The sequence below is a fragment of the Herbiconiux gentiana genome, assembly GCF_024978135.1.
GTDB lineage: Bacteria > Actinomycetota > Actinomycetes > Actinomycetales > Microbacteriaceae > Herbiconiux > Herbiconiux gentiana.
In genome coordinates this window covers 425,639-439,643 of record NZ_JANTEZ010000001.1, presented here as the reverse complement: position 1 = coordinate 439,643, position 14,005 = coordinate 425,639, and the positions used below count along the sequence as shown (strand labels likewise).

General features: G+C 70.4%; 11 protein-coding genes. 8 read left to right on the top strand and 3 right to left on the bottom strand.

Translation table 11 applies throughout. From position 1 onward, the window contains the following. Positions 1–8: 8 nt before the first annotated feature. The 3 genes from NVV95_RS02035 (at position 9) to NVV95_RS02025 (ending at position 1,880) form a co-directional block, all read left to right on the top strand. The gene (locus tag NVV95_RS02035; RefSeq protein WP_259484868.1) at positions 9–491 is read left to right on the top strand and encodes an FHA domain-containing protein; all 483 of its coding nucleotides are present in this window, start codon (positions 9–11) and stop codon (positions 489–491) included. Beyond that, positions 491–1,192, top strand: a complete 702-nt coding sequence (gene ftsR, locus NVV95_RS02030) for a transcriptional regulator FtsR (protein WP_259484867.1) — start codon at positions 491–493, stop codon at positions 1,190–1,192. The genes NVV95_RS02035 and ftsR overlap by 1 nt, the downstream gene beginning before the upstream one ends. Before the next feature lie 139 nt (positions 1,193–1,331). After that, a complete protein-coding gene (locus NVV95_RS02025; protein ID WP_259484866.1) occupies positions 1,332–1,880 on the top strand; it encodes a MerR family transcriptional regulator in 549 nt (182 codons plus the stop codon). 115 nt (positions 1,881–1,995) lie between these two features. Here the strand turns inward: NVV95_RS02025 and NVV95_RS02020 are convergent, their stop codons facing one another. After that, a complete protein-coding gene (locus NVV95_RS02020; RefSeq protein ID WP_194681152.1) occupies positions 1,996–2,805 on the bottom strand; it encodes a ParA family protein in 810 nt (269 codons plus the stop codon). A 75-nt stretch (positions 2,806–2,880) separates the two neighbouring features. On the opposite strand from NVV95_RS02020, the gene NVV95_RS02015 reads away from it, so the two are divergent. Next, positions 2,881–6,294, top strand: coding sequence for a pyruvate carboxylase (locus NVV95_RS02015; protein ID WP_259484865.1), 3,414 nt, complete (start codon positions 2,881–2,883; stop codon positions 6,292–6,294). 64 nt (positions 6,295–6,358) lie between these two features. Further along, positions 6,359–6,850, top strand: a complete 492-nt coding sequence (def, locus tag NVV95_RS02010; protein WP_259484864.1) for a peptide deformylase — start codon at positions 6,359–6,361, stop codon at positions 6,848–6,850. 60 nt (positions 6,851–6,910) lie between these two features. Here def and NVV95_RS02005 read toward each other — a convergent pair whose 3' ends face one another. Next, the gene (locus NVV95_RS02005) at positions 6,911–8,734 is read right to left on the bottom strand and encodes an AMP-dependent synthetase/ligase (protein ID WP_259484863.1); all 1,824 of its coding nucleotides are present in this window, start codon (positions 8,732–8,734) and stop codon (positions 6,911–6,913) included. A gap of 103 nt (positions 8,735–8,837) precedes the next feature. On the opposite strand from NVV95_RS02005, the gene NVV95_RS02000 reads away from it, so the two are divergent. From NVV95_RS02000 to NVV95_RS01990, 3 genes are read left to right on the top strand one after another with little or no spacing between them, the layout of a single operon-like run. Next, entirely contained in the window at positions 8,838–9,785 is a 948-nt protein-coding gene (locus NVV95_RS02000; RefSeq protein ID WP_259484862.1) for an ROK family glucokinase, read from the top strand. Positions 9,786–9,787: 2 nt separating this feature from the next. Next, entirely contained in the window at positions 9,788–10,486 is a 699-nt protein-coding gene (locus tag NVV95_RS01995; RefSeq protein WP_259484861.1) for a lysophospholipid acyltransferase family protein, read from the top strand. Positions 10,487–10,546: 60 nt separating this feature from the next. Next, positions 10,547–11,890, top strand: coding sequence for a class II 3-deoxy-7-phosphoheptulonate synthase (locus tag NVV95_RS01990; RefSeq protein WP_259484860.1), 1,344 nt, complete (start codon positions 10,547–10,549; stop codon positions 11,888–11,890). A 78-nt stretch (positions 11,891–11,968) separates the two neighbouring features. Here the strand turns inward: NVV95_RS01990 and pknB are convergent, their stop codons facing one another. Continuing rightward, entirely contained in the window at positions 11,969–14,005 is a 2,037-nt protein-coding gene (pknB, locus tag NVV95_RS01985) for a Stk1 family PASTA domain-containing Ser/Thr kinase (protein ID WP_259484859.1), read from the bottom strand.

Sequence of the window (14,005 nt, the reverse complement as noted above, 5' to 3'; positions counted from 1 at the left end):
GCAGCAGGATGACGAGCAACGTGAACGACGACCGCACGACCCGGATCACCGTGCCCACCCCGAGCGGTGACACCACGCTGTCGCTGACCGGTGAGTTCGCCGCGCAGCTCGCGGCCCTCGAGGGTGGCGTCAGCGGCGAGGAGCTCGACTCGATCGCCGCCCTGCCCTCCGGTTCGGCACTGCTGATCGTGCGCCGCGGGCCGAACGCCGGGGCGCGCTTCCTGCTCGACACCGCGACCACCACGGTCGGGCGCCACCCGAACGCCGACATCTTCCTCGACGACGTCACCGTCTCGCGGCGGCATGCCGAGTTCACCCGGCACGGCCACACCTTCATCGTGCGCGACCTCGGGTCCCTGAACGGCACGTACGTCGGCGGCGCCCGGGTCGAGGAGGCGCTGCTCGACGACGGTGCCGAGGTGCAGATCGGCAAGTTCCGCCTCACGTTCTACCCGTCGCGCATCGACGTCGTCACCGCCGCGGGAGAGTAGTGCCGAACGCCGCTCCAGCGCCCGGGCAGCAGCCCGGGGCGCCGCTTCTCGGCATCGGTCAGGTGCTCGCGAGGCTCACCACCGAGTTCCCCGACCTCACCCCGTCCAAGCTCCGCTTCCTCGAGGAGCGCGGGCTCGTGCATCCGGCCCGCACACCGTCGGGCTACCGCAAGTTCTCGCAGAACGACCTGAGCCGGCTGAAGCTCATCCTCACGCTGCAGCGCGACTGCTACCTGCCGCTCGCCGTGATCAAGGACTACCTCGCCGACGTGGACGCGGGGCTTAACCCGCCGATGCCCGGGGCGGCGCTGCCCGGGGGAGCGTCGATCCTGCAGACCGGGCGGCGACTCAGCCGCGAGGAGCTCACCCGCGAGGCGGGTGCCACCCCCATGCTCGTGCAGGACGCGTTCTCGGCCTCGGTGCTCACGCCCGCGGAGTCGTACGGGGAGGACTCGCTCGTCGTGCTGAAGGCTCTCGTCGAACTGCAGCGCAGCGGCATCGAGCCGCGGCACCTGCGGGGGTTCCGGCAGGCGGCCGAACGCGAACTCGGGCTGATCGAAAGTGCCCTCATGCCGGTGGCGCGGCGGCGCGATCCGTCGAGCCGGGTCAAGGCGGCCGAGCTGGCCGTCGAGATAGCCGGGCAGCTCGAGGTCGTGCGGTCGAGCCTCATCCGGTCGGCGCTCAGCCGCATCGTGCCGTGACACGATCCGGTCACGATCGGGGGTGCGCCCGCGACACGCCGGGGGTGCAAGTGCCTCGGTCGTTGCCCCGGGGGGTCTGCGTCGATAGCGTTGACGTGATGCATCCCGTTCCGGGTGCGCCCGACGATGGAAGGCCCCGATGAGCGAGCTAAGCCAAGGCGACGATTCTCGCTACGACCTCGGCCTGCTGTTCACCGACGGACTGCCCGACCTCGACGACGCGAACGGCTACCGCGGTGCCGTGGCGGCCCGCGCCGCCGGCATCACCTATCGTCAGCTCGACTACTGGGCGCGCACCGCGCTCGTCGAGCCCACCGTCCGTGGAGCGGCCGGTTCGGGCTCGCAGCGCCTCTACGGTTTCCGCGACATCCTCGTGCTGAAGCTCGTCAAGCGCCTGCTCGACACCGGCATCTCGCTGCAGCAGATCCGCACGGCCATCAACCAGCTGCGCGAGTCGGGCATCAACGACCTGGCGCAGACCACGCTCATGTCCGACGGTGCGAGCGTCTACCTCTGCACCTCGAACGACGAGGTCATCGACCTCGTCAGCCGCGGCCAGGGCGTCTTCGGCATCGCCGTCGGCAAGGTGCTGCGCGAGGTGGAGAACTCCCTCGTCGACCTCGACTCGGTGGTCACCGACCCGGCCGACGAACTCGCGGCTCGCCGCGCCTCCCGCAAGATCAGCTGACACCCCGTCGCCCTGGTGGCGAGCCGTCGCAAACCGCCCCATTCCGGTAGGAATCGGGGCGGTTTTTGACGGCTCGGCTCGGCGAAGGCGGGCCGACGCGGGGCGCGCGCGGCGGCTAGGCCTTGAGGTCGGCGTATTCGCCGACGCGGCCCGTGCGCATGACGCGCTCGAGCAGGAGGTCGAAGTTGCGCGCCATCTCCTGGGCACCCTCGCCCGGCCAGACGTGCAGCGGCTTCGCGGCGCCCTGGGCCTGCTGAAGCGAGGTGCGCTCGGGCAGCTGGGGCGAGAGCACCAGCGGGCCGAACATGTCGCGGAGCTCCTTGATGCGGAACTGGTGCTCGAGCGACTGCGACCGCACGCGGTTCACGATGATGCCGAGCGGCTGGAGGCGGGGGGAGAGCCCGCGGCGGATCTCCTCGATCGCGCGCAGGGCGCGGTCGGCGGCGGCCACCGAGAACAGACCGGGCTCGGTCACGACCGACACGCGATCGGATGCCGCCCAGGCGGTGCGCGTGAGCGCGTTCAGCGACGGGGCGCAGTCGATCAGCACGAGGTCGTACTCGCTCTCGACGGTGGCCAGGGCCTCCTCGAGCTTCCAGATGTCGCGGATCGACGGGTGCGGCCCGTCGAAGTTGAGGGCCGAGGGGCTGCCGATCAGCACGTCGATCTTGCCGCCGCGGTCCTTCGTCCAGCCCGACGGGGCGATCGCCGCCCGCACGACCTTCTCCTTGGGAGAGGCCAGCACATCGGCGACGTTCAGATGTCCGGCGACCCGGATGTCCATGCCCGTGGACACGTCGGACTGAGGGTCGAGGTCGACCACGAGGGTGCGCAGACCCTTGGCGAACGCGGCGGAAGCGAGTCCGAGCGTCACTGTGGTCTTGCCCACACCCCCCTTGAGGGACGAGACGCTGAGTACATGCACAGTCGACAACGTTACCTTCACTAGGCTTTGACTACCTAACTGTTCGCTGTACGCGCATGCGCCTGAAAGGTCTCCATGTTCTCGAAGATTCTGGTCGCCAACCGCGGAGAGATCGCGATCCGGGCCTTCCGGGCCGCCTACGAGCTGGGGGCGAAGACGGTCGCCGTGTTCCCGTACGAGGATCGGAACTCGATGCACCGCCTCAAGGCGGACGAGGCCTACCAGATCGGCGAGGTCGGGCATCCGGTGCGCGCGTACCTCGACGTGAGCGAGATCATCCGCGTGGCGAAGGAGTCGGGCGCCGACGCGATCTACCCCGGCTACGGCTTCCTGTCGGAGAACCCCGAGCTCGCGAAGGCGGCCGCCGGGAACGGCATCACCTTCATCGGGCCGGGCCAGCACGTGCTCGAGATGGCGGGCAACAAGGTCACGGCCAAGGAGCACGCGATCGCGGCGGGGGTTCCGGTGCTGAAGTCGTCGCCCGCGACCACCGACCTCGACGTGCTCGTCGCGGCCGCCGACGAGATCGGCTTCCCCGTGTTCGCCAAGGCCGTCGCCGGTGGTGGCGGGCGGGGGATGCGCCGGGTGGAGACCCGCGAGGAGCTCCGTGGCGCGCTCGAGGCGGCGATGCGGGAGGCCGACAGTGCCTTCGGTGACGCGACGATGTTCCTCGAGCAGGCGGTTCTGCGGCCCCGGCACATCGAGGTGCAGATCCTGGCCGACGCGACGGGGGAGACCCTGCACCTGTTCGAACGCGACTGCTCGGTGCAGCGGCGCAATCAGAAGGTCGTCGAGATCGCTCCGGCGCCGAACATCAGCGACGAGCTGCGCACGGCCCTGCACCGGGACGCGATCAGGTTCGCCAAGTCGATCGGCTACGTCAACGCCGGCACGGTCGAGTTCCTGGTCGACACGGTCGGCGACCGGGCGGGCGAGCACGTGTTCATCGAGATGAACCCGCGCATCCAGGTCGAGCACACGGTCACCGAGGAGGTCACCGACGTCGACCTCGTGCAGTCGCAGATGCTCATCGCGAGCGGGGCGACCTTCGACGACCTGGGGATGCACCAGGACGACATCGTGCTGCACGGCGCCGCCCTGCAGTGCCGCATCACCACGGAGGACCCGACGGCCGGCTTCCGCCCCGACACGGGCAAGATCGCCGCCTACCGCTCCCCGGGCGGTGCGGGCGTGCGCCTCGACGGCGGCACCGTCGACGTCGGCGCGCAGATCAGCCCGCACTTCGACTCGATGCTGGCGAAGATGACCTGCCGAGGCCGCGACTTCCCGGCGGCGGTGCGGCGGGCGCGGCGCGCTCTGGCGGAGTTCCGCATCCGGGGCGTGTCCACGAACATCCCGTTCCTGCAGGGCGTGCTCGACGACCCGTCGTTCGCCGCCGGCGACCTCAGCACGAGCTTCATCGAGGAGCGGCAGCAGCTGCTGGCCGCGCATCCCTCGAAAGACCGCGGCACGAAGGTGCTGAACTGGCTCGCCGACGTCACGGTGAACCAGCCGAACGGGGCACGGACGGTGACCGTTCATCCGGTCGACAAGCTGCCGGCTGTCGACCTCGGCGTTCCCGCCCCGGCCGGCAGTCGCCAGCGGCTGCTCGAGCTCGGTCCCGTCGGCTTCGCGTCGGCGCTCCGGGCGCAGACGGCTCTCGCTGTCACCGAGACGACGATGCGGGATGCTCACCAGTCCCTCCTGGCGACCCGCGTGCGCACCCGCGACCTCGTCGCGGTCGCGCCCTACGTGGCCCGGCTCACCCCCGAGCTGTGGAGCGTCGAGGCCTGGGGCGGCGCGACCTACGACGTCGCCCTGCGCTTCCTCGGCGAAGACCCGTGGGAGCGCCTCGCCGCGTTGCGCCAGGCCCTGCCTAACGTGGCGATCCAGATGCTCCTGCGCGGGCGCAACACGGTGGGCTACACGCCCTACCCCACCGAGGTGACCGAGGCGTTCGTGCGCGAGGCCGCCGCGACCGGGGTCGACGTCTTCCGCATCTTCGACGCGCTCAACGACGTGGGCCAGATGCGCCCCGCGATCGACGCCGTGCTCGCCACCGGCAGCACCGTCGCCGAGGTCGCGGTCTGCTACACCGGCGATCTGCTCGACCCGGCCGAAGACCTCTACACCCTCGACTACTACCTGCGCCTGGCCGACGAGATCGTCGCCGCCGGCGCGCACGTGCTGGCGATCAAGGACATGGCGGGGCTGCTGCGCCCGGCCGCCGCCGCGAAACTCGTCACGGCCCTCCGGGAGCGGTTCGATCTGCCGGTGCACGTGCACACGCACGACACCGCGGGCGGTCAGCTCGCGACCCTGCTCGCCGCCAGTGCGGCGGGCGCGGACGCGGTCGACGTGGCCAGCGCACCGATGGCCGGCACTACGAGTCAGCCGAGTGCATCCGCCCTGGTCGCCGCCCTCGCGCACACCGAGCGCGACACTGGCCTGTCGCTCGCCGCCGTGAGCGACCTCGAGCCCTACTGGGAGGCCGTGCGCCAGGTCTACCGGCCGTTCGAGTCGGGGCTGCCCGGGCCCACCGGGCGGGTCTACCGGCACGAGATCCCGGGCGGTCAGCTGTCGAACCTGCGCCAGCAGGCGATCGCGCTGGGTCTCGCCGACGACTTCGAGCTGATCGAAGACCTCTACGCGGCGGCGAACCGCATCCTCGGGCGCATCCCGAAGGTCACCCCCTCGTCGAAGGTGGTGGGCGACCTCGCCCTGCACCTGGCTGCGGTGAAGGCCGACCCGGCCGACTTCGAACAGAACCCGCAGAACTACGACATCCCCGACAGCGTGATCGGCTTCATGGCCGGCGAGCTGGGCGAACTGCCGGGCGGATGGCCGGAGCCGTTCCGCAGCAAGGTCCTCGCCGGCCGTGACGTCAAGGTGGGGGTCACCCCGGTCGACGACGCCGACCTGGCCGCCATCGCCCCCGACTCTCCGGCGGCCGAGCGGCGTGCGACCCTGAACCGGCTGCTCTTCCCCGCGCCGACCCGCACCTTCGAGCAGCTGCGCGAACTGTTCGGCGACCTCAGCGTCGTCGACACGGTCGACTACCTCTACGGCCTGCAGCAGGGCACCGAGCACGTGGTCGAGATCTCCCGGGGCGTGCGCCTGTTCGTGGGGCTCGAGGCCATCGGCGAGGTCGACGAGAAGGGCATGCGCACCGTCATGACCACGCTCAACGGCCAGCTGCGCCCGGTGAACGTGCGCGACCGGCAGGTGAAGGTGGAGACGAAGACGGCCGAGAAGGCGGATGCGGCCCAGCCCGGTCAGGTGCCGGCTCCGTTCTCCGGCGTCGTCACCGTGAAGGTCGCCGTGGGCGACACCGTCGCCGCCGGGGCGCCCGTCGCCACCATCGAGGCGATGAAGATGGAGGCGGCGATCACCACCCCGATCGCCGGCACCGTCTCGCGGCTCGCCATCCCCACCACCCAGCAGGTCGAGGCCGGCGACCTGATCGCCGTGGTGACGCCGGCGTCCTGACCACCGGGCCCGAGCCGCCCGCCCTGCTCCGCCCGCCCGACCCCATCGAAAGAGAATCACTGCAGTGACTGTCCGCGAGATCCGCCTGTTCGGCGACCCCGTGCTGAAGACCGTGTCCGACCCGATCGTGGAGGTCGACGACCGCGTGCGCGCCCTCGTCGACGACCTGCTCGACAGCGTGAAGGTGCCGGGGCGCGCGGGCGTGGCGGCCGCGCAGATCGGGGTGAACCTGCGGGCGTTCAGCTACAACGTCGACGGCAAGATCGGGTACATCCTGAACCCGGTGCTCGTCGAGACCTCGGGCGAACCCGAGCTCGTCGACGAGGGCTGCCTCTCGGTGCCCGAGCTCTGGTTCAAGACCAGCCGCTACCCCTACGCGAAGGCACGCGGCATCGACCTCGAGGGCGACGAGGTGATCGTCGAGGGCACGGGTGTGCTCGCCCAGGCGCTGCAGCACGAGACCGATCACCTCGACGGTCTGCTCTACCTCGACCGGCTCGACAAGCCCACCCGCCGCGAGGCCATGCGGCAGGTGCGCGAGTCGACCTGGTTCTAGCCGGTCGCCGCCGGTCGGTCGCAGCCGACCTGCAAGGTCAGCTGCGGCCGACCTGACCGGTCAGAAGACCAGCGACTGGCCCTCGGTGGCCGGGGCCGCCGAGTAGATGCCGTCGACGACCGCCGCGTAATCCTTCAGGATCACGTTGCGCTTGATCGACATCTTGGGCGTGAGGTGCCCGCTGTCCTCGGTGAACTCGTCGGTGAGCACCACGAACTTGCGGATCGACTCGGCCCGCGAGACCAGTGTGTTGGCGGTGTCGACGGCACGCTGGATCTCGGCGAGCACGGCCGGGTTCACGGCCGCCTCGGTGAGGCTCATCGTCGCGTCCTGACCGTTGTTGTTGAGCCACACGGGCAGCATCTCGGAGTCGAGGGTGATCAGCGCCGAGATGAACGGACGCTGGTCGCCGACCACGACCACCTGGCCCACGACCGGGTTCGCGCGGATCGGGTCCTCGAGCACGGCCGGGGCGACGTTCTTGCCACCGGCGGTGACGATGATCTCCTTCTTGCGCCCGGTGATGGTGAGGAAGCCGTCGTCGTCGAGGGTGCCGATGTCACCCGTCTTGAACCATTCGCCGTCCATCACCTCGGCCGTGGCCTCGGGGTTGTTCCAGTAGCCCGCGAACACGTTGACACCCTTGATCAGGATCTCGTTGTCTCCCGCGAGCTTCACGGCGACGCCGGGCAGCGGCGGGCCGACCGTGCCGATCTTGAACTGCTCCGGCACGTTGACGGTGGCCGGGGCGGTGGTCTCGGTGAGGCCGTAGCCCTCGAGGATCTTCACGCCGAGGCTGCGGTAGAAGTGCCCCAGGTGGTGGCCGAGCGGGGCCGAACCCGAGACGGCGTACTTCACACGGCCGCCGAGCGCGGCGCGCAGCTTCGACAGCACGAGGCGGTCGAGCACGGCGAAGCGCAGCTTCAGCCCGAGCGGCACGTGCCCGGCGTCGAGGGCCTCGGAGTGCTGCACCGCGACCGCGGCCGCGGCCCGGAAGATCTTGCCCTTGCCGCCGGCCTCGGCCTTCTGCTCCGAGGAGTTGTAGACCTTCTCGAACACGCGCGGCACCGCGAGCAGGAAGGTCGGCTTGAACGACCCCAGCGCGGGCAGCAGGTTCTTCGTGTTCGACTCGTGGCCGACCTTCACACCGCCGTGCACCGAGAGCACCGAGATGAACCGGGCGTAGACGTGCGCGGTGGTGACGAACAGCAGGGTCGAGGACCCGGGCGCGAGCACGTCGGCCATCGACACCGCGGCGTTGCGGCTCAGCGCGACGAAGTTCGCGTGGGTCAGCACGCAGCCCTTCGGGCGCCCCATCGTGCCCGAGGTGTAGATCAGCGTGGCGAGGTCGGAGCCGCGGGCGAGATTGCGCCGGCGCTCGACCTCGTCGTCGGACACCGCACCCCCCGTCGAGGCGAGCTTGTCGAGGTCGCCGAGGTCGACCTGCCAGACGCGGGTGACGAGCGGCAGGTCGGCGTGGATCTCGTCGAAGCGGGCGAAGTGGTCGGCCGTCTCGACGATGATCGCGGTCGCCCCCGAGTCGCTGAGGTTCCACTGCACCTGGGCGGGGGAGGAGGTCTCGTAGATCGGCACGAGCACCGCCCCGGCGAACCAGGTGGCGAAGTCGATCAGCGTCCACTCGTAGCGGGTGTGGCACATCAGGCCGATCTTGTCGCCGGGCTCGATGCCCGCCGCGATCAGGCCCTTCGCCACCGCCTTCACCTGGGTGAGGAACTCGGCGGCGGTGATGTCGCGCCAGCCGCCGTTCTCGGGCACGGCGAACAGCGGTTGGTCGGGGGTCTGGCGAACACGGTCGACCAGGAGGTCGGTCACGTTGGCCTCGGGATCGGCCTCGACGACGGCAGGGTTCTCGTACTGGTCCACGGCAGCTCCTTCGGTACCGGTCAGGTTCAACTCCTCTACACTCTACTTGGTGCGCCCGGGGCTTCTCCGGGGCGCCGTCTCGCCCGGTCGGAAGGAACCATCCATGCGCGCCATCGGCATCGACATCGGCGGCACGAAGATCGCTGGAGCCGTCGTCGACGAGTTCGGCGCGATCGTCAAGCACGACCGCACGCCGACCATCGCCGCCGAGCCGCAGGTGATCGAGGACTCGGTGGTCGCGATGGTGCAGGGCCTCGCCGAGGGCGAGGAGATCGCCGCAGTAGGGGTGGCCGCGGCCGGCTTCATCGACGCCTCCCAGTCGGTCGTCTACTACGCGCCGAACATCAACTGGCGCAACGAGCCCTTCCGCGAGAAGCTGCAGGAACGCCTCGGCATGCACATCATCGTCGAGAACGACGCGAACGCGGCCGGCTGGGCCGAGTTCCGCTTCGGCGCCGGGCGTCTGGTCAGCGACATGGTCATGCTCACCATCGGCACGGGGGTGGGCGGCGCCATCGTCAGCGGCGACCGTCTGTTCCGCGGCGGTTTCGGTGCCGGCGCCGAGCTCGGGCACATGCGGGTGGTGCCGAACGGTCTGCCCTGCGGATGCGGGGCCCACGGCTGCATCGAGCAGTACGGCTCCGGCCGAGCGCTGCTCCGGCTCGCGAACGAACTGGCCGACGCGGGCGGCATCGGCCAGGTGCTCGCCTCCGTGCGCCAGCGGAAGGGCGTGCTGACGGGTCAGGACGTCAGCGAGCTCGTCACCATCGGAGACCCCGGGGCGCTGTCGGCCCTCCGTACGCTCGGCACCTGGATCGGCCAGGCCTGCTCGAGTCTCGGCGCGGTGCTCGACCCGCAGCTGTTCGTGATCGGGGGCGGGGTCGCCCAGGCCGGCGACCTGCTGCTCGACCCCATCCGCCAGTCGTTCCTCGAGAGCCTGCCGGCGCGCGGCTACCACCCCGAGCCCGCCTTCGCGATCGCCGAGCTCGTCAACGACGCCGGTGTCGTCGGCGCGGCCGACCTCGCCCGCCAGTACGCGGAATCGATCTGAGCATGTTCTACTTCCTCGCCAAGTACCTCCTCATCGCCCCGGTGCTGAAGACGCTGTTCCGGCCCTGGGTGATCGGGCTCGAGAACATCCCCGCCACCGGCGGCGCGATCCTCGCCTCGAACCACCTCTCGTTCAGCGACTCGGTGTTCCTGCCCGTCGTGGTCGACCGCCAGGTGTCGTTCCTCGCGAAGAGCGAGTACTTCACCGGCAAGGGCATCAAGGGCTTCCTGGTGCGGCTGTTCTTCATCGCCTCGGGTCAGCTCCCCATCGACCGCGCGGGCGGCAAGGCCTCCGAGGCGTCGCTGAACACCGGCCTCCGGGTGCTGGCGCGCGGCGACCTGCTGGGCATCTACCCCGAGGGCACGCGCAGCCCCGACGCGAAGCTCTACCGCGGGCGCACCGGCGTCGCACGGATGGTGCTCGAGGCGCATGTGCCGATCATCCCGGTCGCCATGATCGACACCGAGAAGGTCATGCCCATCGGCACGAAGCTGCCGAAGATCAGGCGGATTGGCATCGTCATCGGGGAGCCACTAGATTTCAGTAGGTTCGAGGGACTGGAATCAGACCGGTTCATCCTCCGCTCCGTGACCGACGAGATCATGTACGAGCTGCACCGCCTGGGAGGCCAGGAATACGCGGACGTCTATGCGACTTCGGTCAAGGAGAAACGCGTGCGACCGCGCGCCACCGCCAAATAGATACAGGAATCCAAGCCAGTGGTAGATCCAACAGAGCAAATCGTCGAAGCGGATGAATCGGTGATCGCGGGTCTGGACTATTGGCGCACCCTTCCGGTGAAGCAGCAGCCGTCCTGGCCCGACCAGACCGCCGTCGAGGCCGTCTCGCGCGAGATCGCCACGCTGCCGCCGCTCGTCTTCGCCGGCGAGGTCGACAACCTCCGCTCGCGGCTCGCCACGGCGGCCCGCGGTGAGGCGTTCCTCCTGCAGGGCGGCGACTGCGCCGAGACCTTCGCGGGGGCCACGGCCGACCAGATCCGCGACCGGGTGAAGACCATCCTGCAGATGGCCGTCGTGCTCACCTACGGCGCCTCGATGCCCGTCATCAAGATGGGCCGCATGGCCGGGCAGTTCGCCAAGCCCCGTTCGAGCGACACCGAGACCCGTGACGGCGTCACGCTGCCCGCCTACCGCGGCGACATCGTGAACGGCTACGACTTCACGCCCGAGTCGCGCACCGCCAACCCGAAGCGCCTGCTCGACGGGTACCACATGGCCGCGTCGACGCTGAACCTCATCCGCGCCTTCACCCAGGGCGGCTTCGCCGACCTGCGCCAGGTGCACATGTGGAACAAGGGCTTCACCTCGAACCCCGCCAACGTGCGCTACGAGCAGCTCGCCGGCGAGATCGACCGCGCCGTGAAGTTCATGGTCGCGTGCGGCGCCGACTTCGAGGCGCTGAAGCGCACCGAGTTCTACGTCAGCCACGAGGGCCTGCTGTTCGACTACGAGCGGCCGATGACCCGCATCGACTCGCGCACGGGCACGCCGTACAACACCTCGAGCCACTTCATCTGGATCGGGGAGCGCACGCGCGAGCTCGACGGCGCGCACGTCGACTTCCTGTCGCGGGTGCGCAACCCGATCGGCGTGAAGCTCGGCCCCACCACGACCGGCGACGACATGCTGCGGCTGATCGACAAGCTCGACCCCGAGCGCGAGCCCGGTCGCCTGACCTTCATCACGCGCATGGGCGCGGGCAAGATCCGGGATGCGCTGCCCCCGCTGCTCGAGGCCATCAAGTCGAGCGACGCCCTGCCGCTCTGGGTCACCGACCCCATGCACGGCAACGGCCTGACCACGCCCAACGGCTACAAGACGCGTCGCTTCGACGACGTGGTCGACGAGGTCAAGGGCTTCTTCGAGGCGCACCGGGCGGCGGGAACGCACCCCGGCGGCATCCACGTGGAGCTCACGGGCGACGACGTCACCGAGTGCCTCGGCGGCTCGGAGCACATCGACGAGGCGACCCTGTCGACGCGCTACGAGTCGCTCTGCGACCCGCGCCTGAACCACATGCAGTCGCTCGAGCTCGCCTTCCTGGTGGCCGAGGAGCTCAAGGTCTCGAGCGCCGCCCGCGCGTGACCCTCCTGGCGAGCCGTCGAAAAACGCCCCTCCGCAGCGCGGACGGGGCGTTTTTCGACGGCTCGGCAGGAGGACGGGCTAGAAGACGCTGAAGGAGACGGTGAGGGAGGAGCCTCGGGGGAGGCTCGTGCCGGGGGCCGGGTCGGTGGCGCTGATCTTGAAGGCGTCGGGGAGGGCGTCGGCGACCGCGTTGTAGCGCAGGTCGAAGCCGAGCGCGACCAGGGTGGGCTTCGCGTCGCTCCAGGACTGGCCGACGATGTCGGACGGCACGGTGACGGGCTCGGGGCCGCGTGAGATGTCGAGCGTGATCGAGTCGCCCTGGCGCACGGTGTCGGAGGGCAGCACGGCGTTGTAGACCTGGTCGGCCGGCACCTCCTCGTTGAAGTCGGAGGAGCCCTCCACACCCACGAGCCCGACGGCCGCCAGGGTGGCCTGCGCCTCCTCGAGCGTCTGCCCGATCACGCCGGGCACCGCGCCGAGGGAGACCACGAGGGTCACCGGCTGCTGCTCGCCGTACTCGGCGCCGAGCTGATTACCGGCCGCGTCGAGCGCCGCCATCACCACGCCGGCCTCGACGTCGCCGCTGAACCGGGTCTGCGGGTCGGTGTTCGTGAAGCCCGCCTGCTCGACCGCGGTGCGCGCCTCGGCCTCGGGGATGCCCGTCAGCGTCGGAACGGGGAGCATCGCCGGCCCGGAGGAGACCAGCACCGACACGGCCGAGCCGGTCTGCACGCTGCTGCCCGAGCCCGGGTCGGTGCCGATCACGGAGCCCGCCGGGACCGTGGGGCTCGTCGCCGGGGCCTGGGAGGCTTCGAGGCCGGCCTTCTGCAGGCTGGCGACCGCCTCGTCCGGAGTCTGCGAGGTGACGTCGGGGATGGTGAGCATGGCGCCGGGGCCGGCGGCGAAGTACCAGGCACCCGTGCCGAGACCGGCGGCCACGAACAGCACGAGTGCGAACACCCACGCGCCGCGGCGCCGTCGACGCTTCGTCTTGGTGGCCAGCCGCTGATGGGTGGCGGTGTGCGGGCCGCTGTCGTTCAGCGCCGCGAGCGAGCCGGGGGAGCCGGGGGCTCCGGGCGGGATGGGGCCGGTCGGCGGCATGAGCGGTGCACCGTAGGCCGTGGTCTCGCCGGTCGCCCCGCCGACGGCCGCCATCTGCCCGGTGCGGCGGCGCGACTCGAGCACCTGCGTCTGCGCGTGGTCGAGGTCGGCGTCGAAGGTCTCGGGAAGCACCACGGTGCGGGCGGTCGCGTTCGAGACGGGCCGCGCGCCGACGATCTCGCGCTCGGCCTCCCGCAACCGGTCGAGCATCTCGCGCGCGTCGCTCGGCCGCTCGTCGGGGCTCTTCGCGGTGGCCCAGAGCACGAGGTCGTCGAGCTGCTCCGGCACGCCGGCCTGCGCGGCGCTCGGCACCGGCATCGGGTCGTTGGCGTGCTGGAAGGCGATGGCCATCGGCCGCTCGCCCACGTAGGGCTGCGCGCCGACGAGCATCTCGTACATCATGATGCCGGCCGCGTAGATGTCGCTGCGGGCGTCGGCGGTGCCCCGGGTGAGCAGCTCGGGGGAGAGGTAGGCGATCGTGCCGAGCAGCGCCTGGCCGGTGGCCGTGTTGGCCGACACGGCGCGTGCCAGCCCGAAGTCGCTGATCTTGATGCGGCCGTCGTCGGCGAGCAGCACGTTCTCGGGCTTCAGGTCGCGGTGCACGATGCCCGCCTTGTGTGCCGCGGCGAGCCCGCCGAGCACCGCGTCCATCACGTCGACGGTCTGCTCGGTGGTGAGCTTCCCGTAGTCCTTCAGCAGGTCGCGCAGCGTGACACCGGGCAGGTACTCCATGACGAGGTACGCCATGTCGCTGTCCTGGCCCTGGTCGAAGACGTTCACGACGTTCGGATGCGCGAGCCGGGCCGCCGAGCGGGCCTCCTGCACGAAGCGCTCCTTGAACACGGCGTCGTCGGCGAGGTGCCCGTGCATGATCTTGATGGCCACCTGGCGCTCCAGGCGCAGGTCGGTGGCCAGGTAGACGGTGGCCATGCCGCCGCGCGCGATGCGGGACCGCACCGAGTAGCGGCCGTCGATGAGACGTCCGATCATCGGGTCGGGCGGGGCGCTTGTCAC